At 67.0% G+C, this 24,500-nt stretch carries 21 protein-coding genes; 7 read left to right on the top strand and 14 right to left on the bottom strand.

Annotated features, from left to right (window positions below; all coding sequences use genetic code 11):
• Positions 1-64: 64 nt before the first annotated feature.
• Positions 65-943 carry an NAD(+)/NADH kinase gene (locus GQ464_RS18610; RefSeq protein WP_166977698.1) on the bottom strand — a complete coding sequence of 293 codons (879 nt, stop codon included), beginning with the start codon at positions 941-943 and terminating at the stop codon, positions 65-67.
• Between the two features lie 156 nt (positions 944-1,099).
• Between GQ464_RS18610 and GQ464_RS18605 the strand changes: the two genes are divergently transcribed.
• From GQ464_RS18605 to GQ464_RS18595, 3 genes are all read left to right on the top strand, one after another.
• Positions 1,100-2,440 (top strand): NAD(P)/FAD-dependent oxidoreductase, encoded by a 1,341-nt coding sequence (locus GQ464_RS18605; RefSeq protein WP_166977695.1) that lies wholly within the window; start codon positions 1,100-1,102, stop codon positions 2,438-2,440.
• Positions 2,419-4,011, top strand: a complete 1,593-nt coding sequence (locus tag GQ464_RS18600; protein ID WP_228350449.1) for a 4Fe-4S binding protein — start codon at positions 2,419-2,421, stop codon at positions 4,009-4,011. Before GQ464_RS18605 ends, GQ464_RS18600 begins: the two co-directional genes overlap by 22 nt.
• A gap of 109 nt (positions 4,012-4,120) precedes the next feature.
• Positions 4,121-5,665, top strand: coding sequence for a YifB family Mg chelatase-like AAA ATPase (locus GQ464_RS18595; RefSeq protein WP_166977691.1), 1,545 nt, complete (start codon positions 4,121-4,123; stop codon positions 5,663-5,665).
• 17 nt (positions 5,666-5,682) lie between these two features.
• On the opposite strand, the gene GQ464_RS18590 is transcribed toward GQ464_RS18595, so the two are convergent.
• The 7 genes from GQ464_RS18590 to GQ464_RS18560 all read right to left on the bottom strand — a co-directional run bounded on the left by GQ464_RS18590 (position 5,683) and on the right by GQ464_RS18560 (position 15,018).
• Complete coding sequence (locus tag GQ464_RS18590; RefSeq protein WP_166977688.1) at positions 5,683-7,275, bottom strand: carboxylesterase/lipase family protein; 1,593 nt, start codon at positions 7,273-7,275, stop codon at positions 5,683-5,685.
• Positions 7,272-7,682: an ExbD/TolR family protein gene (locus GQ464_RS18585; RefSeq protein WP_166977684.1), complete on the bottom strand. Its 411-nt coding sequence runs from the start codon at positions 7,680-7,682 to the stop codon at positions 7,272-7,274. The genes GQ464_RS18590 and GQ464_RS18585 overlap by 4 nt, the downstream gene beginning before the upstream one ends.
• Positions 7,683-7,694: 12 nt before the next feature.
• Positions 7,695-8,429 (bottom strand): MotA/TolQ/ExbB proton channel family protein, encoded by a 735-nt coding sequence (locus GQ464_RS18580; protein WP_166977681.1) that lies wholly within the window; start codon positions 8,427-8,429, stop codon positions 7,695-7,697.
• A gap of 53 nt (positions 8,430-8,482) precedes the next feature.
• The gene (locus GQ464_RS18575) at positions 8,483-9,703 is read right to left on the bottom strand and encodes an SPOR domain-containing protein (protein ID WP_166977678.1); all 1,221 of its coding nucleotides are present in this window, start codon (positions 9,701-9,703) and stop codon (positions 8,483-8,485) included.
• A 16-nt stretch (positions 9,704-9,719) separates the two neighbouring features.
• A complete protein-coding gene (locus tag GQ464_RS18570; protein WP_166977675.1) occupies positions 9,720-9,920 on the bottom strand; it encodes an HU family DNA-binding protein in 201 nt (66 codons plus the stop codon).
• A 115-nt stretch (positions 9,921-10,035) separates the two neighbouring features.
• Positions 10,036-11,775: a TonB-dependent receptor gene (locus GQ464_RS18565; RefSeq protein WP_166977671.1), complete on the bottom strand. Its 1,740-nt coding sequence runs from the start codon at positions 11,773-11,775 to the stop codon at positions 10,036-10,038.
• 225 nt (positions 11,776-12,000) lie between these two features.
• Entirely contained in the window at positions 12,001-15,018 is a 3,018-nt protein-coding gene (locus GQ464_RS18560; protein ID WP_166977669.1) for a tetratricopeptide repeat protein, read from the bottom strand.
• Between the two features lie 251 nt (positions 15,019-15,269).
• Between GQ464_RS18560 and GQ464_RS18555 the strand changes: the two genes are divergently transcribed.
• The 4 genes from GQ464_RS18555 (at position 15,270) to folB (ending at position 18,325) form a co-directional block, all read left to right on the top strand.
• A complete protein-coding gene (locus GQ464_RS18555) occupies positions 15,270-15,908 on the top strand; it encodes a hypothetical protein (protein ID WP_166977667.1) in 639 nt (212 codons plus the stop codon).
• 115 nt (positions 15,909-16,023) lie between these two features.
• Positions 16,024-16,956 (top strand): PfkB family carbohydrate kinase, encoded by a 933-nt coding sequence (locus GQ464_RS18550; RefSeq protein ID WP_166977665.1) that lies wholly within the window; start codon positions 16,024-16,026, stop codon positions 16,954-16,956.
• Complete coding sequence (locus tag GQ464_RS18545; protein ID WP_166977663.1) at positions 16,953-17,954, top strand: cytochrome P460 family protein; 1,002 nt, start codon at positions 16,953-16,955, stop codon at positions 17,952-17,954. Before GQ464_RS18550 ends, GQ464_RS18545 begins: the two co-directional genes overlap by 4 nt.
• 2 nt (positions 17,955-17,956) lie before the next feature.
• Positions 17,957-18,325, top strand: a complete 369-nt coding sequence (gene folB / locus GQ464_RS18540) for a dihydroneopterin aldolase (RefSeq protein WP_228350448.1) — start codon at positions 17,957-17,959, stop codon at positions 18,323-18,325.
• Here the strand turns inward: folB and miaA are convergent.
• The 6 genes from miaA to GQ464_RS18510 form a co-directional block, all read right to left on the bottom strand.
• On the bottom strand, positions 18,307-19,167 hold the full coding sequence (miaA, locus tag GQ464_RS18535; protein WP_262899681.1) for a tRNA (adenosine(37)-N6)-dimethylallyltransferase MiaA: 861 nt from the start codon (positions 19,165-19,167) through the stop codon (positions 18,307-18,309). The two genes, folB and miaA, sit on opposite strands and share 19 nt — an antisense overlap.
• 46 nt (positions 19,168-19,213) lie before the next feature.
• Positions 19,214-19,561, bottom strand: a complete 348-nt coding sequence (locus GQ464_RS18530) for a rhodanese-like domain-containing protein (RefSeq protein ID WP_166977657.1) — start codon at positions 19,559-19,561, stop codon at positions 19,214-19,216.
• A 2-nt stretch (positions 19,562-19,563) separates the two neighbouring features.
• Complete coding sequence (locus GQ464_RS18525) at positions 19,564-20,517, bottom strand: tyrosine-type recombinase/integrase (protein ID WP_166977655.1); 954 nt, start codon at positions 20,515-20,517, stop codon at positions 19,564-19,566.
• The gene (locus GQ464_RS18520; RefSeq protein WP_166977653.1) at positions 20,514-21,122 is read right to left on the bottom strand and encodes an HNH endonuclease signature motif containing protein; all 609 of its coding nucleotides are present in this window, start codon (positions 21,120-21,122) and stop codon (positions 20,514-20,516) included. The genes GQ464_RS18525 and GQ464_RS18520 overlap by 4 nt, the downstream gene beginning before the upstream one ends.
• Positions 21,123-21,203: 81 nt before the next feature.
• Positions 21,204-21,815: a thioredoxin family protein gene (locus tag GQ464_RS18515; protein ID WP_166977651.1), complete on the bottom strand. Its 612-nt coding sequence runs from the start codon at positions 21,813-21,815 to the stop codon at positions 21,204-21,206.
• An 89-nt stretch (positions 21,816-21,904) separates the two neighbouring features.
• Positions 21,905-24,487: a TonB-dependent receptor gene (locus GQ464_RS18510; protein WP_228350447.1), complete on the bottom strand. Its 2,583-nt coding sequence runs from the start codon at positions 24,485-24,487 to the stop codon at positions 21,905-21,907.
• Positions 24,488-24,500 lie beyond the last annotated feature (13 nt).

The following is a 24,500-nucleotide window of genomic DNA, read 5'->3' as shown; positions in this document are numbered from 1 at the left end:
TTATGAAAGGGCGGGCGAGCGCCGCAAAGCCCTTCCCGTTCAGGTGCGGGCGGGCCGAACCCGCCTACTCTTTCCGGGCGCCCCACATGAGCTTGCTCCGCAGGTTCTGGAAGAAATGCTGTTCGGGGAGTTTGATCAGGTTGACCGTGTGGGCGGCCCGGCGGATGGTGAGCCGGATCGAGGGGCCGGACAGGACGGTGCTCGTGCCGTCGGCCGTGAAAACGTAGGGCTGGTCCTCGTTCAGGACGCGGGCCTCGATGCGCACCGTGTCCGGCAGGACGATGGGGCGGGCCGTGAGCGCGTGCGGGGCAATGGGCGTGAGGACCACCGACCCGCATCCGGGCACCAGGATCGGCCCACCCACCGAGAGTGAATAGGCCGTCGAGCCGGTGGGGGTGGCGATGATGAGGCCGTCGGCCCAGTACGTGTTGAGCGGCACGCCGTCCACCTTCACCTCGATGGAGACCATGCCGGTCTCGCCCCGGCGCAGGAGCACGAACTCGTTGAGTGCCCACCGGCCTTCGAGTGCCGTCCCGTTGTCCGCCTCGGCTTCGAGGACCATTCTCGCTTCGAGGCGGTATTCTCCCCGGAGCAGGCGTTCGACGGTTTCCCGGACGTGCCCTACCTCGACGTCCGCCAGAAAACCCAGCCGCCCGATGTTGACGCCCAGGATCGGGGTGCCGTGGCGCCCCACCTCGTGCGCCGTATTGAGCAGCGTGCCGTCTCCACCGAAGGACAGCACCACGTCGGCATCACCGGCCAGGTCGGCGGAGGTGTGGGCCTTGCACACGCCGGCCTCCAGCAGTCCCCGTGCCTGCAACCCTTCGGCCACGGCCGGGTGCAGGCAAAAGCGGAGCTGCCGGGCCTGCATCCACGCAAGCAGCCCGGCAACGGGACGCCACAGCTGCTCCTTGCGGGTATTGCCGGTGATACCGAAAATCATGGCCGGGAAGCGCCTGCACGCCAGGTGAAGGAGGAAAACGAAGATCCAGCCGAAACTACCGGGGGACCATGCGAAAAGCAAGCCGTCCCCGCCCTGTCCCGCTGTAACGTCTTGCAGGCTTTGGAGACGGACGCTTGAACCCGCGCACAACGTGCCATGCAGCGAACCCACATCGTCATCGTCGGCAACGGCATCACCGGTATTACCACGGCGCGCTTCGTGCGAAAATGGAGCAACCACCGCATCACGGTGATCTCGGCCGAATCCGACCATTTCTACTCCCGCCCGGCGCTCATGTACCTCTACATGGGCCATCTGACGTACGCCCAGACGAAGCCGTATGATGACGGATTCTGGGAGCGGAACGACATCGAGCTGCTGCGGGATTACGTCCGGTCGATCGACACGGAGGCCCGGCGGCTTCACCTGAGTTCGGGCAACACCCTGCACTACGACAGGCTGGTGCTGGCCACCGGCTCGAAGTCGAACCGGTTCGGATGGCCGGGGGAGGACCTCGACGGGGTACAGGGGCTCTACGGCCTGCAGGACCTGGAGCGGATGGAGCGGAACACCCGCGGGATCGAGCGGGCCGTGGTCGTGGGCGGCGGGCTGATCGGGGTCGAAATGGCGGAGATGCTCCACAGCCGGGGCATCCAGGTAACGTTCCTGGTACGGGAGCGCAGTTATATGGATTACCTCCTGCCGCCCGAGGAGTCCGAGATGGTGAACCGGCACCTGTGCCGGCACGGGATCGACCTGCGGCTCTCGACCGAACTCCGGGAGATCCTTCCGGACGAGGCGGGACGCGTACGGGCCGTCGTCACCACGGGCGGTGAGGAGATCCCCTGTCGCTTCGTCGGGCTCGCCGTCGGTGTTCACCCGAACGTGGATGTGACCGAGGGTTCCGGCATCGAGACGAACCGGGGCATCCTGGTCAACACGTACTTCGAGACGAATGTCCCCGGCGTCTACGCGGCCGGCGATTGCGCCGAGTTTCGGGAGCCACCGCCGGGACGCAAGCGGATCGAACAGCTCTGGTACACGGGCCGGATGCACGGCTACACGCTGGCCCGGACGCTCTGCGGCGAGCGCACCCCGTACCGTCCCGGCGTCTTCTTCAACAGTGCCAAGTTCTTCGACATCGAATACCAGACCTACGGCGACGTGGCACCGGTACCCCGCGAGGGCGAGGAGACGCTCTTCTGGCAGCATCCTTCGGGAGACAAAAGCATCCGGATCAACTTCCGGCGTGACGACCACCGGGTCCTCGGGTTCAACCTGATGGGCGTGCGCTACCGGCACGAGGTCTGTGCCGGGTGGATCCGGCAGCGGCGCCCGATGCCGTACGTGCTCGCGCACCTCGGGGCGGCCAACTTCGACCCCGAATTCTTCGCACGGTACGAGCGGGAACTCGTCGCGCAATACAATGCCCGGTATCCGGACCGGGCCGTCAGGTTGAAGAAAAAGAAAGGGCTATGGGCCTCGTTAACCACGTAGAACCGGAGGTGCCGGTCTATTCGGACCGGTATGACCGCAGCCTTGCGCTGGGCGAGGGGGGCGCGTTGCTCACCAGCGGGCAGAAGGTGGGCATGGCGCTGGCCGGTTTCGGGCTGCTGCTTTTCGTCGTGGCGGCGTTCGGAGCCGGTCCCATCTCGCCCGTGAAGGCGTTCGTCGCCGGGCTGCTGGTGCTGGTCTTCGGGCTGGTGTTGTACTATACCCGGAGCCTGGCCGCCCCGACGACCCGTCTCTCGAAGGGCGCGCGCACCGGGCTGGTGCTCTTCGGTGCGGGGTTGCTGGGGTTGCTCGCGGCGGCAACGGGGGCGGGCAGTCTGGCGCCGGTTTTCTTCTTTGCCTGGGGCATCGGGCTTACCTGCCTGGGCGGGTTGCTCTACTTCCGGGCACGGTACGCGGGGCACCCGGCCGGCATCCGCAACGACGGGCTGATGCACTCGGCGACGACGGCCCGCGGCGCCGTCGGGTGGCTGCTGGGGATCGTCTTTACCGGTTTCTACGTGCTGCTCTACTGGTTTCCCGGCGCCCTCGAAGGACTCATCCGCACCGTGGATCCGCTGAGCCACCTGCTGCGCGGCGGTCCGGCGGACCAGTGGTTCCTCTACGGCACTTTCTACACGCTGGCCGTGCTCGTCATGGGCGTGCGGGCTCTCTACCGGTACCGTCACAGCCGGTATCAGGTCCTGCGCACCCTCTCGGTGATGTTCTTCCAGCTCGTCTTTGCCTACCTGATCCCGGCGATCCTGGTCGTGCTCAACCAGCCCGAGTTCTATTTCAGCTATTTCTGGCCGCTCAAGTACTCGTACCTCTGGCCCTCGGATGTGGGGTGGTTGATGGCACACCCGGGTGGTCTGGGGGTCTTTATGGTGTTCTGGGGGGTAGTGCTCTCGTTCGTTGCCACCCCGATCCTGACGTATTTCTTCGGGAAACGGTGGTACTGCTCGTGGGTGTGCGGTTGCGGCGGGCTGGCCGAGACGTTCGGCGATCCCTGGCGGCACCTCTCGGACAAATCGCTCAAGGCCTGGCAGATCGAGCGGTGGATGGTCCATGGCGTCCTGGTCTTCGTGGTGGTGACGACGGCGCTGCTGTGGATCAACTCGGCCACGGAAGGGGCGATCTTCGGGGGGCTGTCGCAGGCCTACGCGCGGGCCTATGGTTTCCTGATCGGTGCCGTTTTTGCCGGGGTCATCGGGGTGGGCTTTTACCCGGTCATGGGCTCGCGCGTCTGGTGCCGCTTCGGCTGCCCGATGGCCGCGATCCTGGGGCTCTTTCAGAAATACTTTTCCCGCTTCCGGATCACCACCAACGGCGGGCAGTGCATCTCGTGCGGCAACTGCTCGGCGTACTGCGAGATGGGGATCGACGTGCGATGGTACGCCCAGCGCGGGCAGAACGTCATCCGGGCTTCATGCGTCGGGTGCGGCATCTGTTCGGCGGTCTGTCCGCGCGGCGTGCTGAACCTCGAAAACGGCCCGCGCCGGGGGCGCTACAACGGGCCGGTGCTCGTCGAGCGCGACGCCCTGACACTGCTCTCCGAGGAGGACGTCGCCGGGTAGGGTGAGAGGAGGCCGGGCGGTGGGTTCCCGAAAAAATTTCGGGCGGGGGTTAGATTCCGGGCCGTTCGGTGTCTTAAAGGTGGAGCCTGAGACATCGGACGCATGGGCTATGTTGTCGCACGTCTGGAGCAGCACCACCCTCGGGGTGGATGCGTTGCCCATCGAGATCGAGACGCACATTGATCAGGGGTTGCCGTCCTACACGGTGGTAGGGTTGCCGGCCGGAGCGGTGCGGGAGTGCCGCGACCGGATCTGGGCGGCGCTGAAGAACACCGCGCTGCCGGTGCCGCGCGGGGCCATCACGATCAACCTGGCGCCGGCCGACGTGCGCAAGGAGGGGGCCTCGCTCGACCTGCCGATCGCCCTGGGGCTTCTGGCGGCCGGCGGCGACCATTTCGACCCCGCGCGGCTGGACCGCTACTTCATCACGGGCGAGCTGGCGCTCGACGGCACGGTGCGGCCGGTCAGCGGGGTGCTGCCGATGACCCTGCGGGCGCGTCAGGAGGGGAAGCGGGGGGTGCTCGTGCCGGCCGAGAACGCGCCGGAGGCCGCCGTCGTCGAGGGGATGGAGGTCTATCCCATCGCGAACATCGTCGAGGCGTTCCGGCTGCTGGCCGGGTACGACACGGCGCCGAAACCCTTCCGGCGCGATCTCCGGCGGCTCTTCGAGGAGGCGCGGCGCGAGACGGTGGACTTTGCCGACGTGCGGGGGCAGGAGAACGTCAAGCGGGCGCTGGAGGTGGCGGCCGCCGGCGGGCACAACGTCATCATGATCGGCCCGCCGGGGGCCGGTAAGACGATGCTGGCCCGCCGCCTGCCGACGATCCTGCCGCCGCTCTCGCCGGACGAGGCCCTGGAGACGACGAAGATCCACTCGGTCGGGGGAAAGCTGCGGGGCGGACACGGGTTGATCGCCACGCGGCCGTTCCGGGCGCCGCACCACACGATCTCGGACGCGGGACTCTGTGGAGGCGGGGCGCATCCGCGTCCCGGCGAGATCTCGCTGGCACACAACGGCGTGCTTTTCCTGGACGAGTTGCCGGAGTTCAAGCGGCAGGTGCTGGAGGTGTTGAGGCAGCCGCTGGAAGATGGGTGTATCACCATCAGCCGGGCGCAGCTTTCGGTCGAGTACCCGGCGCGGTTCATGCTGGTGGCGAGCATGAACCCCTGCCCGTGCGGGCATCTGAACGACCCGCACCGGGCCTGCGTGTGCGCGCCACCGCAGGTACAGCGCTACCTGGCGAAGATTTCGGGGCCGCTGATGGACCGGATCGACCTGCACATCGAAGTGACGCCGGTGCCGTTCGAGGAGCTGAGCCGGCGGGGGGAGGGGGAGCCGTCGGCGGCGGTGCGGGCGCGTGTGGTGGCGGCGCGGGAGCGGCAGGCGGCGCGTTTTGCCGGGGAGCCGGGGGTGTACTGTAACGCGCAGATGGGTTCACGGCTGGTGCGCCGTTATTGCAAAACAAAAAAAGAAGGGCAGCAACTCCTCCGGCTGGCCATCGAGCGGCTGGGACTCAGCGCCCGGGCCTACGACCGCATCCTGAAGGTGGCCCGTACGATCGCCGACCTGGCCGGGGCCGAGGACATCGGCCCGGAACACCTCTCGGAAGCCATCCAGTACCGCTCACTCGACCGGGGCTGGTGGCACGGGTGAGGCGGGGTCCGTTTCCGTTATTGCAACCCAAAAAACCGCCGGGCGGCCTCCCCGGGCAGCACACGGGGGCCGGTGGCCTCGCCAAACACCATGAGGACCCCCGCGGACGGGTCGTAAGCCGGCCAGGCCGGCAGATCCTCGGCGCCGCGCACCGGGGCGGCGGGGTCGCCGGTGGCGGCGAAACGGGCCCAGTAGGACGACATCAACCCGGCCAGGTGCCGGTCCAGCGGCTCCCAGGGACGACCGAGCAGCCGGAGGTTGTCGAACACGTAGGGCAGTTCGGCGCTGTGGAATGCCCCGTATTCCGGGTGCTCTGGCCACGGGATCGCCCGCTCGAAGAGGTAGAGATAGGCAGGGGTCCGGCTCGTGGCAGCCCGCTCGTCGGCCACCCGACGCATGGCCGCCAGGGCCATGTCCCGCGTGCTGTGTTTCTGTGCCAGCCCGGCTTCTTCGTCCGTGGCAGCCGGGTAGAGCGCCAGGAAGTCTTCGGCCCGGTCGCCGTAGCGTGTGCGGGCCTGCTCCCGAAAGGCCCCGGCGGTCATCCGGCCGTAGCCGGGGAAGGCGCTCGGCTCATCGGCGTTCATGCCCATGAGGAGTGGCACGTCGTGCTGCTGCCCGCGCGCGTAGAGGTCGGCGGGGTTCTCGGGCAGGAACCACCCGTCGACGACGGGGCCGAAGCGGCCCGGCGGGTCTCCCTCGGTCGGGGCCAGCAGGGTTTCGACGGGCATTTCCCGGAGCGCCTGAAGGGTTTCGGCGCCGCGTGCGCCGGCGAACAGCTCGCCCTGCCGCTCCGCCTCGGCCAGCGGGCGGGCCAGCTCCCGCGTGGTGGCAATACCGAAGGCGGCAAGCGCCCCCGGGCCGCTCTGTACGATCGCCCGGTGAAACAGCCCCCCGGCCAGCGGCGAGGCCGTCAGGAGGTAGACGGACATCGCCCCGGCCGACTGCCCGGCAATGGTGACGTTTCCGGGATCACCACCGAAGGCGGCGATGTTTCGCTGCACCCAGCGCAGGGCGGCGACCTGGTCGAGCAGCCCGTAGTTGCCCGAGGCCCGGTGCTTGGAGGCGGCCGTGAGCGCCGGGTGGGCCAGGAAGCCGAGCACCCCCAGGCGATAGTTGAACGTGACGACCACCAGCCCCTTGCGGGCCAGGGCCTCGCCGTCGTAGAGGGGGACCGAGCCGGAACCTTCGGTGAAGCCGCCCCCGTGGATGTAGACGAGGACCGGCCGGCGCTCGCTGCTGTCCGCGGCGGCGGTCCAGACGTTGAGGTAGAGGCAGTCCTCGTCCACGGGGCCCTGGTGCATGAAGGGTTCCGTCCACGGCAGCCGGGAGCGGGGCAGCGGCTGGGGACAGCCGGGAGCGAACCGGTCGGCCGCCCGCACGCCCGTCCAGGCGACCGGGGGTTCGGGCGGCTGCCAGCGCAGGGGACCCACGGGCGGCGCGGCGTACGGGATGCCCCTGTAGACGTGGACGGCCGGGTCGGCGCCGGGGGTACCCGTCACCAGCCCGCTCTCGGTGCGGAGCGGCGCCGCAGGCTGGGCCATCGCGACGGGCCCGCAAAGCCCGAAGGCGAGCAGCAGCCCGAGGCAGGCTGTGCGGACCGGCGCTTTCATGGCAGCTCCAGCCCCCGCTCGGTCGCCATGAGGACGCGGAGGTTGAGGGCCTTGGCGATGGCGGCAACCCGGGCAAAGTCGCCCACGGTGGCTTCCCGGTCGGCACGGAGGACCAGGGCGGCGCGGGTGCCCCGGGCCTCCCGGATGGCGTCCAGGAGTCCTTCACGGGGCACCTGGCGCTGGTCCACGTAGAAGCGCCCGTCGTCCGTGATGCTCACGGTGACGTACTGCTCCTCCATCGGCGCCGAGGCGCTGGCCTGCGGCAGGTTCACCTGGATGCCGAACTGCGGGATGAAGCTGGAGGTGAGCAGGAAGAAGATCAGCAGCAGCAGCACGATGTCGGCCAGGCCGGCCAGGCTGTAGGCCGTCAGCGGCTTCTTGGAGGTGGAGAAGTTGATCGAGGACATGGCAGCGGTTCGTCAGAAGGTGTCTTCTCCGCGCGTGGCGTACCGGGGCTGGCGGGAGACCGGCGCCGGTGCCTGCAACAGGTCGATGAAGTCGGTCGCCGTCCGTTCCAGGTCGTTGACGAGGCGGTTGATGCGGTTCAGCAGGAAGTTGTAGAAGAAGAAGGCGAGGATGCCCACGATGAGCCCGGCGGCGGTGCTGATGAGGGCTTCCCAGATGCCGCCGGCCAGCACACTCGGGTTGACGTTACCCTGGAGATTCTGGATCTGCTGGAAGGCCTTGATCATGCCCGTGACGGTGCCGAGGAAGCCGAGCATGGGGGCGATGCCGGCGATGCTGGCCAGCAGGTCGGTGCGTCGCTCCAGCTCGAACGCCTCGTGCTTGCCGGCGGCGTTCACGGCATCCTGGATCTCGGAGATCGGGCGCCCGAGGCGTTCCAGGCCGTGTTTGAGGATACGGGTGATGGGCTTGTCCTGCGCGTCGCAGTAGGCCTGGGCTCCGTGGATGTTGCCGGCCTGCACGTATTCCCGGATCCGCTGCATGATGGCATTGGGATCGCTGGCCGCCCGGCGCAGGGTCAGCATGCGTTCGACGAAGAGGTAGATCGTCAGAATCGAGAGCAGGAAGATGGGGATGAGAATCCATCCACCCAGCATCACGGTGTCGAGAAGGGAGGTGGTTTCCTGCAGGCCGGCGGCCCGGGCCGTGTCCGCCGCGAGGGCACCGGCTTCCTGAATACGTGTGATCATATCGGTTGGGAACGGATAGGGACGCGGTCGGCGTCCGAGCGGTTGAAGGAGTGTTACCTTTCGGGGCGGATACGGAGCGGCCAGCTTCCTTCCGGCAGGCGGTCACCCATCCGGGTGATGGCTTCCTGGGCCGCCTCCTGTGTCGGATACTGGCCGACGGCGACACGATAACGTGTGACGTTGTTGGTTGTTGCCGTCAGGATGTCTACAGGCAAATTCAGGTCCAGATAGCGTTCGGCGATGGCCTCGGCGTCGCGGCGTGCGGTGAGGGAGGCAACGACCACGGTCCAGCCGCCGGCGTCGAGGTCGAGGCCTTCGCGGCCGGGGGCCGGTTCCGCCGGTGGGGATGGCGGGGGCGTTTCGGGGAGGCGGCGGGTGGTGTCGGCCTCCGGCGCGGGTCGCTCGGGCTGCGCGGCGGTTGTGGTGTCGGCAGGGGCGGGTGCTTCGGTGAGGGGGGGCGGGGAGGGAGACGGGGCCGGCGAGCGGAGCAGGAGGTAGGCGACCACGGCTCCTCCGGCGATCCCCAGCAGTGCCAGTGCCAGGAGTCCCGCCGGGAAAGGCCGGCGGCGGGCCGCCCGGGGCGCCTGCGAAGGGGGGGCTGCCGGCTCGTCCCGGTCTCCGGCCGGTTGCAGGGGCGGTTCGGGGCCGGTCAGGACCGGCGCGATCGCTTCCCGTTCTTCCTCCTCCTGTTCCGCCTCTTCCTCTATGCCGGGTTCGTCCGCCCCGGCTGCCGGCTCCGTTACGGCCTCTTGTTCTTCCTCTTCGTGCGCTTGCTCACCGTACTTGAGCAGGCTGAACGGATCCTCGGTCTCCGGCGCCGGGGTCCCGGCCGTGCCCTCCTCGTCGACGACGGCATAGTCGGCCTCTTCGAACGGCTCGGGCGGGGGCGGCCCGAGCGGGTGGTCATCGGTTTCCTGGCGTGGGGGTGCCCAGGTGCCGTCTTCGAGATCGTCGGTCTCCCGGGAGGCTTCCGGTGCGACGTCCGGTTCGTCCCCGGCGACGGGGGCTTCGGCGGGTTCATCCGGGGGTGGCGCGGCCGGGAGCGGTTCGAGCCCGGCATACCGGTGGTTCGTGGCCAGGTCCAGGGCCGGCGCCGGCTCGAAGGTGATCTCCCGGTCCTGAAGCCGGAATGTGCCGAGCGTCGGGAGGACGACCGTCTCTCCGTTGTGGAGCCGTTCGCGAAGCCTTTCGACGAAGGCCCGGAGGGTCTGTTCGGCCTCCGGGGGGGTCAGGGAAAGGCGGTCGGCGAGCTGTTCGATCAAGCGGGCAGGCATAGGGCTGCGGCGGCGTTCAGGGTTCGGGCTTGAAGACGACGACGTCGCGGGGCGGGAGGACGACCGAGAGGCCGCCTTCTTCCATCACCTGGCTGGGCTGGTGCCGGACTTCGAAGGTTCCCAGGCCGGGGACATGCACGGATTCGCCGCGCACGAGGGCTTCGCGGAGGATGTCGGCCAGAGCCCGGGCGACGGGTTCCATCGGTGTTTCGGGCATAGCGGGCGGAGGATGGGCTTCGGGGCGGCGGGGTGCCGCCGGGTTGCTTAAAGATACGTTAAGTCGGGGCGGATGGAAAACGGCGGTTCGGGGGCGCTTATTCCGTTATTGCAAATCAAAAAAGAATGAACAGCGTGCCGCGCACGACACCGGGCATCTGGGGGTAGTTGTCCCAGCGCTCGCGCCGTCCTCCGAGCAGGTTGTCCACCTGAAGACCGGCGCCGACCCAGGGGGAGAAACGGTAGCTGGCGCCGGCATCGAGGTCGAAGAAGGTGTCGACCCGGTTCTCGGGGGTCCGGTCGAAGTCGCGGTAGCGGGGGCTTTCGAGGGTGCCGCGCAGTTGCAGGAGTCCTTTGCCGCTGGCGAAGGCCAGCGAGAGCATGGTGTGGGCGGTGAGGGCGGGAAAGTAGGGGATGTCGGCCTCTTCGTCCGGGAGGTGACCGTCTTGCAGGGTGACCCCGGCCGAGGCGTGCAGTCCTCCCGTGAGGGAGAACGCGGCCTCGCCGCCCAGGTGCAGGATGCGGGCGTCGCCGTACTCGGCCGTGGTGAGGCCCCGGTCGTAGATGGCGGTGCCGGTGCCGCCTGCGTTCCGGAAGTAGAGGAAGTTGGGAGCCTGGACGTAGCCGGCGCGGCCGGTCAGGTGGAGCCGGCCGACGAAGTAGTGCACGCCGGCTTCCGCGTTGACGGTGCGCAGGGTGGGTTGCAGGCGGGGTTCGTCGACCAGGTAGGGGCTGAGGCGGTAGAGTTCGGCGAGCGTGTGGACCTGCATTGTGGGCCGGTGCTGCAGGTAGACATTGAGGCCCGGTCCGGGATACAGGTCGATGCGGACGTCCGGGGAGAGGTAGCCGGCCGTGCGGTTGCCGCCGCCGGGGGTCTGGCCCAGGGCCCGGAAGCCGAGGACGGTCAGGCCGAGGCGGACGTGGTAGGCGTTTCCGTAGAGGAAGCGGAAGGCGGCGCCGGCCTCGTAGGTTTGCACGGTGTTTCCGGGGAGGGCGTCGGTGTCGAGCCCGGCGGTGGAAAGGCGGGCGGTCAGGTCGAGGTCGCCGGTCGGGAAGGGGACGGTTCCGGTGGCGTCGAGGTCGAGCCGCCGCTCGCGCCGGCTGAAGAGGCCGGTGTCGGTAGCCTGGTCGGTCAGGACACTGGTTTCGAAGCGGGTGCTGCCGTAGCGGAGGCGGGCGTCGAGGGCGATGTCGGCGGCGGCCCGGGTCTGGAGCCAGACGCCGAGCCCGCCGCCCCGGCCTTCGCGCTCGGGATTCTCGGCGTAGACGGAGCGCACGGGCCGTTCCGTTCCGTAGAGGGTGTACCGGTCGAAGAAGGCATCGAAGGTGAGGCCGGTTGCCAGCACCGCCGAGGCGGTGTGCAGGTCCAGTTCGGCTTCGAGGGCGTCGAACGGAGTTTTCAGGCCGGGGCGGGTGTCGAACGGTTCGAAGCCGTCGGCGCCCTCGTAGTCCAGCCGGCCGGTGAACAGGGCGGTTTCGGAGACGGGCAGGCCGAGGCGTCCCCGGAAGGACCGGCTGAGGTAGCGGCCGGCACCGGCCTCGAAGACGCCGCGCAAGGGGGGCTTTCCGGCCAGCAGGTCGGCCCGGGGGGGATCGGGGCGTTGCAGCGGGCCGGGGGGCAGGTCGGCGCTGTCCTGTTTGTATGGTTCGATGTAGGGACGGCGGCCTGCCGGCAGGTCGGGCACGCGTGGCGGCGGGTTGAAGCCGATCAGCGGCTGGCGCTGGAGCGAGGGAAAGACGATCTCCAGTTGCCCGCGGATCTCTACCTCGCGCGGGGCGAGGTCCGGCAGGGCCGGGTCGTCCTGGTGCTGCTGTGCCTGCGCCGGGACGGCGGTGAAGAGGAGGAGCAGGCCCACAAGGGTCGGTAGACCGCGGTGGGCGGCGTAACGTGGCTTCGATGTCCTGCCGGTTCCGGTGGGCCGGCACCGGGCTTTTTCGGACGCGTTGGGCCGTGCGTCGCGGCCGGGCGTCCGTTTCATTCCGTACGCTGCTGTGGGCAAAAGGGCCATCGTCATGGGATGTCGCAATCGGACGCGGCATGCGTCCGGGTTATGGGCAGAGGGCCGGGATAGCTCCGGGGGTTACAGGGCCGCCTTTTCCCGGGCGGCGATGTCGGCATAGGGCGTACCCGCATACTGGCTGATGACGAGGTCGTAGATGCGGGCGGCTTCGCCTTTCTGGTTCATCCGGGTGAAGGCGCGGGCCTGGACGAGGTATCCCCGGGCAATCCAGTCCGTGTAGGCCGGATAGAGCACGGGCAGGCGGCCCAGCTCTTCGGCGGCGGCGCGGGCATTGCCCTGTTCGAGAAGCAGGGTGCCCAGCCGGACGAGCGCCTCGGCGCCCGTTTCGTCCTTGCTCTGGTCGACGACCTGGCGGTAGAGCCGGAGTGCTTCGGCCGTGCGCCCGGTGCGTTCGTAGAGGCGGGCCAGGCCGAGGCGGGCCGGGATCACCTGCGGGGCGTCCGGGGCGGCCTCCACGGCTTCCCGGAGGAGCCGTTCGGCTTCGGCTTCCCGGCCCAGGTTGAGCAGAGCCTGGCTCTGCCCGTACTGGGCCTGGGCCACCAGATAGGCATCGCCGAGCTGCCGGGCCACGGTCTCGAGGGTGTTGAAGGCTTCCAGGGCTTCCCGGTAACGCTCCTGTTCCAGGTAACGCTCGCCGAGCTGCCGGGCCGCGTCGGCGCTGCGTGCGTGCCGGGGATAGCGCGCCAGCAGTTGCCGGAGGTAGCGCTCGGCTTCCTGCTCTCGCTGGCGTTGCAGGTAGATGGTGCCGAGGTAGAAATAGGCTTCCGGCAGCAGCCGCTCGTTCTGGGTCGACTGGACGAAGGACTGAAAGTCGGCCAGGGCGGCATCGAGGCGACCGCTCTGGAACTTTGCTTCGGCCAGGCGGAACCGCAGTTCGTCCACGACCGGAAGGCCGGGATTCCGCTCGATGAAATCCTGGATGATCCGCTCGGCCCGGGCCTCGTCGCCGAGGGCGACCAGGGCGTACTGGATCCCGGCGGCGGCGTCGGCGACAAAGGGGGAGGAGGGGTAACGGGTGAGTACTTCCTGATAGGCTTCGATGGCTTCTTCGAGGCGCCCGGCATTGAAGAGGGCATCGCCGATGCCATACTGGGCCTTGGCGGCCAGGGGATCACGGGGGTAGGCCTCGATCAGGGAACGGTATTCCTGGACGGCCCGGTCGTAGTCCTGGTTCAGGAAGTAGAGGTAGCCGAGGGAATACTGGGCCTCCTCGCGGTATTCGCTCTGCGGGTATTCGACGAGCAGCCGGCGGAAGGTGGTGATGGCCTCGAAGGCGTTGCCGGCGTTGGAATGGGCCTGGCCGATCTGGTAGAGGGCATAATCCTCTCCATCTTCTGCCACGAGGGTGTAGAGGCGGATGGCCTCCGGATACCGCTTCAGGGCGTAGTAGCTGTCGGCCAGGCGCAGGCGGGCGTCCGTGCGGTAGGGGACGGTGCCGGACTCCTCGCGGTAGGTGTTCAGGAAGCGCTCGAAAGCCTGGATGGCCTCCTCGTACCGGCTTTGTTTGAAGTAGGCCCAGCCGAGCGCATAGTGGGCGGCGTCGACCTGTTTGCCGGTGGGATACTGCTGCAGGTACTGGCGGAAGAGCCGCACGGCGCGGTCGAGCTGGCCGGTCTGGTAGAAACTTTCGGCGGCCCAGAAGAGGGCCTCGCCGGCTTTGGGGCCCCGGGGGTTGGTTTCGTGCAGGGTCAGGAAGGCCGGAGCGGCGTCGTCGTAGCGACCGCTGCGGTAGAGCAGCCAGGCTTTCTGGAAGACGACCTCGTCCTTGAGGGCGGGCGGGGCGGCTTCGAGGGCCACGGCCCGGTCGAAGTTCCGGAGGGCCTCGTCGAAGCGGCCCAGGGCGATGGCGGTGTTGCCGAGCTGGTAGTGGGCTTCGCCGAGCACCTCGGAGTCCGGATAGGCCCGCAGCAACTCGCTGAAGGTGCGGTTGGCGGCTTCCCACTCCCGCATCTCGTAGTAGATCAGGCCGAGCTCGTAGAGGGCGCGGTCGGCCAGGGCGCCCTGCGGCCACCGGTCGGCGACTTCCCGGAAGAGGGCGAGGGCCTGGCGCGGCTGGGCGGAGAGGTAGCGGTTGACGGCGGCATAGTAGGTGGCCTTCTCGGCGAGGGCGTCATCGTGTCCTTCCCGAACGCGGTCGAAGGTGTCGGCGGCCCACTGGTAGGCGCTCTCGAAATGGTAGTTCCAGGCGAGCCCGTAAAGGGCCTGCCGGTAATAGGGGCTTTCGGGGTTACCCTCCGAGAAGCGCCGGTAGTAGACGATGGCGTTCTCGCTGTCGCGAAGCTGGTTGTAGGATTCGGCAAGGAGGAAGATCGCACGCTCTTCGGCCTCGCCGGAGAGGTTGGGCAGGCGCCGGTGAATCTCGCGGACGGCCCGGTCGTAGTCGCCCAGTTCGTAATACACTTCGGCCAGCGCCAGCCCGATGTTGAGGGCATAGGGCGACTGGGGGTAGCGGGCAGCCAGCACCTCGAACGCCCGTGCGGCGGCGTCGTAGCGTGCGCGGCGCACCTCGGCCACGGCGATGGCATACAGGGCCACGGGAGCCGTGGCGGTGTTCGGATAGTCGTCGGCGGCCCGCTGGAAGTGGCGGATGGCTTCGTCGTGCCGGTCCAGCCGCAGGGCGGATTCGCCCATCCAGTAGAGGGCCTGGGCGCCCTGCTCTCCGGACGGGTTCTCGGCCACGACCTCGCCCAGCGTGCGCAGGGCCCGCTCGTAGTCCCCCGACGAGAAGAAGTATTTCCCGAGCGCCAGGCTGGCCTGGTAGGCCAGCGGGTGGGCCGGGTAGGACCGCTGGAAGGCGGCGAAGAGTTCGACGGCCTCGTCTTCGCGCCCGGCGGCCAGGGTGGCCTCCGCCTGGTAGTAAAGTGCCTCCGGCGTGCTGACGTGTTCGGGGTAGTCGTGCCGGAAGCCGGCGAACGCCCGCGCGGCCTGCTCGTAGAGCTGCTCGTTGTAGAGCCTGAACGCTTCGTTGAAGGCCGTCTCGGGACGGGCCGGCTCGCGCTGGGCCCGCACCGCCGTGGCGGAAAGCAGGAGCAAGAGAAGCGACAGGAAAAGCCGGAGCGGGCTGTGTGCGGTCGGCATACGCGCAGGATCGTCGGGGTGGAAACGGGAAGGCCGGGCCGGTACGACCGCCGGCCCGCCTCTATGAATCGTCTTCAGCATGGGAGGTTTCGTCGGCGATCACGGATCGCGCTCAAGTTACTCCATTTTGAGGAACGTTCTGGCGGTTGATCGCTTAGATTTTGGGTGAGGATGTACGCCGGGCCGGAGGCCGTGGCGTGCATCGACCGGACAACAGGCAATTTTTTTACCATTTTTGAGGAATCAATCCTATGGCTAACCAGGAAACGGATCAGAAGACGATGCCGCCCCGGGAGACGGGGGAGACGGAGGAGGCGGCCGGCGCGGCTGCGGAGGTCGAGGCGCAGGCCGATTTCTCCGCGCGGGTGAACCAGATCCGCGAGGAGATCGGCCATTCGATCCGGCAGTTGCGTGACGGCCTGGCACAGTTCGACGTAGCGGAGACGACGGAGCGGACCCGTGCCTGGGTCCGGGAGCATCCGGGGCTTGCGATGGGGCTGGCCCTGGGAGCCGGCGTGCTCGTCGGCGGTCTGGTGGGGCGCCTGTTGACGCCCCGTCCGGTTCCGTTCCCGGTGCGGGCGCGGCGCAAGGCGGAGCGGCTGGCACGGCAGGCGGGCCGGCGGGTGCGTACCGCGGGGGTCCATCTGGCGGCTCAGGCTGCCGAGGCCGGCCAGCGCCTGGCGGACCGTGCCGGCGATACGGGCAGCGAGGTGTTCCACCGGGCCGAGCACGCCGTGGAGGAACAGGTGTCGGAGTTGATGGAGGCGTTGCGAAGCGGGGCCCATCGCACGTACGGGTTCTTCGAATCCGTCCTGAATACCATACGAACGGCCGTGCTGGTCGTCTTCGTGAAGCGTATAGCCGACTGGTTCCGGCAGGCGGTCCGGTAACGACGGATCGATCAGGCCGGGTATTTCACCGAAGTCTCACGGGTGGAATACCGGGACGGGGAAGGACCGTTCGTATCTTCGCCGGGTTTTTTGTCGATCAAGCGCCTTTTGCTTCGTGCACGTTCTCGTTGTGGGTACGGTCGCCCTGGACTCGATCGAGACGCCTTTCGGGGCCGTGGATCGGGCGCTGGGGGGGAGTGCCACGTATATTGCCATGGCGGCGCGGTACGTCAGCCGGCCCGTGGGGGTCGTGGCGGTGGTCGGAGGGGATTTCCCGGCGGCGTACCTGGAGACGCTTCGTGCCTGTGACCTGGACCTGGAGGGTGTCACGGTCGAGCCGGCGGGCAAGACGTTTGCCTGGGGCGGTCGTTATCACTACGACCTCAACGACCGGGAGACGTGCTTTACCCACCTGAATGTGCTGGAGCGCTTCGAGCCGGTGGTTCCCGTCGCATTTCGGGAAGGCGGGGTCGTTTGTCTGGGGAACCTCGATCCGGGTATCCAGGCGCAGGTGCTGGAGCAGGTACGGTCGCCGGCGCTGGTGCTCTGTGACACGATGAACTTCTGGATCGAGCACACGCCGGAGGCACTGCGGGCATTGCTCCGGCGGATCGATGTGCTGATCGTGAATGACGCGGAGGCGCGGGAGCTGGCGGGGGAGCCGAACCTGGTGAAGGCGGCGCGGGTCATCCGGGACATGGGGCCGCGTATCCTGGTCATCAAGAAAGGGGAGCACGGGGCGTTGCTGTTCTACGACGAGGTGGTCTTCAGTGCACCGGCTTATCCGCTGGAGGACATACAGGATCCGACGGGGGCCGGGGATGCGTTCATGGGCGGTTTTGCGGGCTATGTGGCACGCTGCGGGCGGGTCGATGAGGACACGTTGCGGCGTGCGGTCGTCTTTGGCAGTGCGATGGCGTCCTTCACGGTGGAGCGGTTCGGGCCGGCAGGGTTGCTGGGGTTGAGCGGTGAGGCGATTGCCCGGCGACTGGAGGCGTTTCGGACGCTGGCGCACATTCCGTTCGACCCGGCGCAGGTGGTGCCATGAGGCGTTCAGGGCGTTGGCGGGTCAGGCTGGGGGTGGCCGGGTGCCTGGCGCTATTGCCGTTATTGCAATGCAAAACTCCCCAGAAAAACAACCCTCCCCCAGACAACCTGCTCTCCCTCGAAATTGACAAATCCGATCCCCAGACCTTCCTTCGCTACTACTTCGGCCCTTTCACCAGGCCACGCGGGGAGGACCCCTTCCGGGCGGGCCTGCTGGTGGAACAGGGGGGAAGGTACTTCCTCAACCTGGATTCGCTCGCCGCATTCCCGGATGCCCTCGGCCTCCTGAAACAGGCTGCGGAGGCGGGCAGCATAGGGGAGGAAACCCTGGAGCACCTGCTGGAACGTGCCTATTACGCGGCCGTCTCGCCACCCGAAAACCTGGACCTGTTACGCCAGACCCATGGCTATCTCGATTCCACCGATGCATGGTTCTGGGTGGAGATAGACGGGGTGATGACCACGGCCCGGCGGCACGTCTACGTTCCTCGAACTGCACTCCGGGATGCGCTGTCAAACTATGCGAAATATGATAGCCGGATTGTCTATCCGGTCGGAACGATCCTCATCGGTGAGCATCACCAGGACGGGCAACTCGTCGAGACGACGGTAATGCGGAAAACATCGGATACATACTGGGAGTTCTTTGTGTATGGTCCGGACGGTGCGTTGAGCCATACCACCCGCACCGCGCCCCGGCGGCTGAAGGTGCCGGTCCAGTGCGTCGGCTGTCATACCGGCTCCCGGCTTTTCGAGCCGGAGAAGAGTTTCCCCGGCATGGCCCCGCCGGGTCCGGAGGGGAAGCGACACCTCTATGTCGATGAGGCACTCCGTAACGGCGAGGTCGTCGCTTTCTTCAACGAGCATCGTCGCCGGGGAGACGCCGTGCTGGGCATCTATGCCACCCTGTATGTTGCCGATCTGCTCCAGCGGTCCCGGTCCGGGCGCTTCGTCGCCCCCGAGGACCGGTCCGTGCTGGCCAGGATCGGGGTAGAATGACTATGGCAAAAAACAAGGTCAATCTCATCAATGCCGTTTTTTACGCGCACCACGGTGTGATGCAGGAAGAGCACCGGATAGGAGGGCGTTACGAGGTAGACGTTTGCATGGAGGTAAACTTCGAAAAAGCGGCTGCTGAAGATGATCTATCCAAGACGGTCGATTACGAGAAGATATATCACGTCGTCAGAGAGCTCGTAACACAGAACCGGTTTTATCTCATCGAAAGGCTTGCCTATCTCATAGCCAACAATATACTCAGCAATTTTCCTGTAGTTGAGGCGGTGGAGGTGACGGTCAGGAAACCCAACCCGCCGGTGGGGGGACCGTGTGACCGGGCTGAGGCGGTGTTCTACAAAAGCAGGTCATAGCCGTTATTGTAAGAAACAAAACCATACCGGCGAAACCAAGTCATCTGCCGCTTCGCATACCGGCGGGTGTTCCGCTTGATGAGCCGGACCATCTCCCCGAAGGGGATCTCCCCACGCAGGTGTGCAAAAACCTCCCTGTAACCGATGGTGTTCAGGGCATTGATCCGCTCGTCGTATCCCTGTGCGGCCAGGGCGCGCACCTCGTCGACGAGACCGGCCTCGATCATGGCATCGACGCGCGCGTTGATGCGGGCATACAGTTCTTTCCGATCGCGGCACAGAACGACGACCCGATACCGAAACCCGGGTTCCGGAGGCGTCGTGGGGAAACTGGACAGCGGCCGGCCGGTGGCGTAGTACACCTCGAGCCCGCGCACGAGCCGCTGCGTCTTCGTGGGATCGAGCGTGGCGGCAAACCCGGGATCGACCCGCTGCAGTTCCCGATACAGCGCCTCGCCGCCCTCGCGTGCCAGCCGCTGGTTCAACGCGTGCCGGAGGTCGGGATCGGCCTCCGGAAGGTCGGGCAGGCCATGGATCAGGGCATGCAGGTAGAGGGTCGATCCGCCGACGACAACCGGAAGACGGCCACGCTCCAGGATCGAGCGGATACGTTCACGGGCCGCCGCCGCGAACCGGCCGGCTGAGAAGGGGACCTCCAGCTCCAACTCGTCGATGAAGTGGTGGGGAATGCCCCGGCGTTCCTCGACGGTCGGTTTGGCCGTTCCGATGTCCAGACCACGGTACACCTGGCGGCTGTCCGCCGAGACAATCTCTGCGCCGACACGCTCTGCGAGCTCGATGCTCAGCCAGGTCTTGCCAGTGGCCGTCGGCCCTGCAATCACGGGTATTTCCAGATCTACCGATATATCACCCATCAAACCGGTACGATCAATAAGGCGTGAGCGTGGGATCGATGCGTTCTATCCAGGCCAGAATACCTCCTTCCAGATTTACCACGTTCCTGTAGCCCATTGCCCGCATGTACTCGACAGCGCGGGCCGAACGCGAACCCGAGCGGCAGTAGACAACGATCCTGGTTTCTTTGTCTTCAACTACGTCTTCTATCGTGTCCGGAAGTTTCTGAAGCGGCACGTTCGTTCCGCCAATGCTGGCGATGTTCCTCTCGTTCGGTTCTCGCACATCAATAAGAACAAATTCTTCGCCATGATCGAGCATGCTTTTGAGTCGTTCTACCGGGATACCGGGAACCGGTGTGCGGAAGAAGTTGAGTGCCATGGCTACACGTCGTCGATGTGGATGAAGTCGGCGGCGCTGTCCCGCAGCCGATCCCGCTGATGGACGTAGACCATCGTCGTTTCAATGCTCTTATGGCGGGCATGGTTCTGGACCTGCTGGATGGAGGCCCCCGCCTCGATGGCCAGTGTGCAGCCGGTGTGCCGGAGCGTGTGTGCTCCGATGCGGGGCAACCCGGCCCGCCCGGCCGCGGTGCGAACGATGGTGTAGATGGAATGCGGGGAAAGCCGGCCGTCGCGGTTGTTCGGGCTCAGGGAACGCCAGAGAGGGCCCGTCGTGATCCCGTAATGCCGTTTCATGCGCTCGATCTCCTCCACAACGTGATCCGGGACCTTGACGTACTGGTCGGCTCCACCTTTCGCGTGCGGGATGTCGAGCACCCAGTACCGCCCGAGCGGGCGCAGATGTTCCACGTCCATCGCGGCGGCCTCCGAGCGACGCAACACACAGTGCAGCAGCGTCAGGATCAGGGCCCTATCGCGCAGGTGGGCCGCCCCGCTGGCCGCCGTGGCCTCGACCAGGCGGCGGGCCTCCTCGGCAGAGAGGAAAAGAATGCGCCGGTTCTTCCGGTCCACCTGGCGAACCTTGCGGACGAGTTGCCGGTGCGCCGGGTTTTGCTGTAGTACGCCAAGCGCAATCAGCCAGTCAAAGAAACCACGTATGGCTGCAAGTTTTCGTTTTATCGTGGAGGCTTTATATCCGCTCCTTTCAAGAGCGCCGACATATTCGTTGACCCGGACGAAATCAACAGACATTGTAATATTTAAATCGACAAATTCAGTGCCAAAAAAATCCTTCAAATCACGCCGGTAAGCTTCTTTCGTTCTGGCCCTATCGAACTTCAGGAGGTAAAGTTCCAAGAGGTTCTGATCGCCATAGGCCGGGGTCAAAAGTGATGCAGGCGAACCGCGCGGAACAAGAGCATCGTCTTTCATCATGCTTCACATTTTTCCGTGAGATAGTCAAGCACTTCGCCGAGTACCCGGTGGACATCGCGCCGGCCGTCGAGCGCTTCCCGGACGGCCTGTCGCAACTGCCTTTCCCGGTCGCACACGCTCCCGGCCACACCGGCGTGCAGGCGGGGCGATGCCGGGCCATATTCGAGGTTGTCCGCCGTGTTGTTGCCGGGGTTGCCGTCCCGATGGCGGATGACGTGACCGGGTGGCTGCGGGCCGAGAAATGTCCAGGCCACGAGCTGGTGCACGTAAAACGGCTCCTTCCGGCCGTCCCGGTACAACACCACGGTACGGAACCCTTCGGGATGGCGACCGGGACGCAGAAACCGCCCGGGCTGGAACTTGCGGTGTGCGACACGGGACGAGCCGGAGGCCGGGCGGTAACGACGGTAGCGCGGCAGAGAAAGCACGTGCCCGCCGGTGGAGACCACGTAATCCCGGAGCAGCCCGTCCGGGGTCTCAACGAACCGCCAGTCGCACGCGGCGGGGTCGGGCTGCGCGGGGGCTGTCTCCGGCGGTGTCAGGCGGGCCAGCTGGGCACGGCAACGGTCGTCTTCAAGGAGGGCTTCGATCTCGCCGAGATGCATGGGCTTTTTTGAGTTAGTAGATATCAACCCTTGATAACTATCCTTATCACAGGTACAGGATACGATCTTTTCCGCAGCCTGTCAACCCCGCACCGCCGTAGTCTCCAGCAAGGCCGCCAGCTCGCGTTCCACCTCGAGCCAGCCGCCGGACTCGTACCAGGCGATCGTCGCCTTCGAGAGCTCATGTCCCTCAATGCCGCGGGCTTTCCAGTCTTCCCGGAGCCGGTACAGCGCCGCCGGCTTCGCACCCCAGCGGAACAACTCGTCACCGCGGGCGCCGAACACCACCAGCTTCGGAATCGCCCGGGCGCCGTTCGTCAGATAGCGGTCCATCACCTCTGGATGCTCGTCGCGGCGGACAAGGCGCAACCAGACCTGCCGGTTCGTTTCGGCGGCCCGTGCGAACACCGGCAGGCTGTACGCTGCGTCGGCGCACCAGTCCTCGGTGATCACCAGCCAGTCCTGCGGCGACGTGATACGCTCCAGCACGGCCCTGAACGCCTGTGACGGCTCATATTGCTCGAAGACCCGGTGATAGCGTTCCCAGTTGTAGCGGGCATAGTGCAGGTAGCGCCGTGCGGTACGGTCGAGTCCCCGCAGCGGGCGTGCCAGGTCCTGCTGCCACCGGGCGCGGTATACGTCCAGTGAAACCCCGCGTCCGACGATGTCATGAACCGTCAGTTCGTCCTGCATAGACTGCGTCACGTTTTACTCGTTCAAACGGAGATAGAGTCCCTTAGTATAGCCGGGACGCATCCGTGTTTCATCCCGGCAAGGTCTTTTCAGAAGTGCAGCACCAGTTCGAAGGAAGCCTGGCGTCCCAGGTCATACACGTCGACGGGGACGAACGCCAGTCGGCCGGGAAGGCGTTCGCCCACGAGGGCCAGCACGGGAGTCCGGTACCAGGGATTGGCACGGTCGAACAGGTTGAAAAGCCCCAGGCGCAACTCGGCCGTCGCGAAGTGCAGGCGGTGGCGACCGGCCAGTGCCAGATCCATGCGGTGGTTCGAGCCCAGCCGTGCCGGCTGTCTCTGATCCGTGAAACGCTCGGTGTTGGGTGGACCGGTGGCCGAAAACCAGGCTACCGACAGCGTGGCCGCTCGCCCGAGCGGTACGTCCAGATAGACCCGAACCTGGTGCCGCCGGTCCCAGGGCGCCGGATACCAGGCCCCCCCCGCCAGGGCCTCATGCGCCAGATCGACCCGGGCCAGTGCATAGGCCAGCGTGGTCCGCAGCGGGCCGAGCGGCTGATCCAGGAGCACCTCAAGCCCGTAGGCCCGGCTCCGGGCGCCGGTGAGCCAGGGCGTCGAGGTCTCCCGGTCGCGGGTGATCAGAAAGAACGGCGCCACCACCTCGTGTTGCCACACGTTCGCAAAACGCCGGGTGTAGGCATCCACCTGCAGGCGCGAGCGTCCCGGCCTCAGTTGCACCCCCACGCTCAGGTGGTCGACCACGGTGGGCGGCTGGTTGCGTCCGGTCAGCAGCCATACGCCCGTGCTGTTCATGTTCTCGAAGGCCAGATGGTGCAGGAACTGGTAGTTCCGGCTGAAGCCGAGACCCGCAGACCAGCGTCCCTGCGGATGCACCGTAAGCTGCAGGCGGGGCGAAAGCCGCACGTACGGGCCCGTCGAGAAGGCATGGAGCCGGGCACCTGCCAGGAACCTCAACTGCGGATGCGGCCGGCCCTCGTGCTGCACGAAGGCATCGGCCTGCACGGCCCGCTGGTGCTCCGCAAACGGCCGCGACCGCAGGGCGGACTGCTCCTGGTAGGAAAGTGCCAGCTGCTGCAGGGCATACCCCAGCGTCCAGTAGCCCCGGTCGGTTCCGGCGTCTACTGCCTGTTCCCAGTACCACCCGGCCAGCGTGTTGGTATAGGCGAAAGGATCCAGACGCCGGAACAGGTTCTGCAAGCCTCCTCCGGAAAAAGCATACAGAAAATCGTCCTTCGTGTACTCGCTTTCGTAAGCCGTGGTGGCCAGCAGGGTCCGCAGGCGCACGCGCTGGGCGAGCCGGTGCGTGGGCTGCAGGCTCAGCATACGGTTGCTCCATCGCTGGCGGGTTACCACCTCGGTCCACTCGAGCACGGTGGGTTCTCTTCCCGCCCACCGGGGCATCAGGCGCCGTGCCTGCTGGCGGGCATCGTCGCCCCCCAGGTAGCCGCTGGCGGTCAGGTGCACGCGCCGCCCTTCCAGCCTCAGCTTGCCGTGCAGGTCATAAAACGAAGCGGTCGACGGTCCCACTTCCAGCAGGCGTGCCCCCAGGTCGGCCACGTTCGGAGGCAACGGTCCTGTGGGGCGCCCCACATCCAGGCCATAGGAAATCAGCCGGTCGTTTCCGGGCCAGGCGAACGCATCCAGCCACGAACGACGGGCGGCCAGCAGCCAGCTTCCCGGGCGTCCCAGCGGCCCCTGCAGCAGCAGGCGCCCGGCCACGTTGCTGAGCCCGGCCACACCTTGCAGGTGGGCCGGATGGTCGTTTCGCGTCACGAACGCCAGCGTACCGCCCGGTGGTGCTGCATAGGTGGCCGGGGCCACGTCGTAAAAGAAACCGACAGCCTGCAGGGCGTCCGGGTTGAAGGCATCGAACAGGCCAAAGAGATGTGACGGGTGATAGACGGGCACGCCGTCGAGCAACACCTGCAAGCCGTCGGTCCGGCTACCGCGCACGGTGAACCCGTCGAGCCCGACCGCCAGGCCGACGGACGGCAGGGCCTGCAGGGCCTGCAGCACACCACGCTCGCCGAAGGGTGCAAACCGCTCGGGCCGTACCAGCCGGTGCCAGGTCGTGTCCACACCGTCCAGCCAGACGGCACTGCCTTCGATGACCACGGCCGGCAGCGCTTCGACCTGCGGTTGCAGAAACAGGTCGACCGTGTGCGCGGCATCGTGCAGCGGCAGCCGGACGGTCTGCGGCCCGTAGCCCACATACGAAGCGGTCAGCTCCAGTGTATCGCGGCCGGTCGCCGGCGCCGTCACCACACGGAACCGCCCGTCGGCACCGGCCATGGTGCCCTGGAGCCGGGTTTCCGCCTCCCAGGAAACCGTCGCGTACGGGAGCGGCCGGCCGGTGTCCGCATCCCATACCCGCCCTTCGATCGACACTTCTCGCGGGGGTGGCTCCAGGAGGAAGAGCAGGCGCCGCGCCGTGTCGGCTTCCAGCACCAACCCCTGGCGGGCCAGCTCGCGCGAGAGGGCTTCGATCAACACGGAGGCCGGTGCCTGCAGCGTGACCGTACGGCCCTGCGCCAGCGCGTCGCGGTAGAGCACCCGGTAGCCGCTGCGCCGGGCCACGTCGTCGAGTACCTGGCGCAGCGGCACCTCCTGATAGACCACCGGCTGTGCCCGGGTGGTTGCCGCCAGGCTCATGAGCCCGAACCAG

This window comes from Rhodocaloribacter litoris (genome assembly GCF_011682235.2).
Lineage (GTDB): Bacteria > Bacteroidota > Rhodothermia > Rhodothermales > ISCAR-4553 > Rhodocaloribacter > Rhodocaloribacter litoris.
This window is presented reverse-complemented; position numbering and strand designations above follow the sequence as displayed.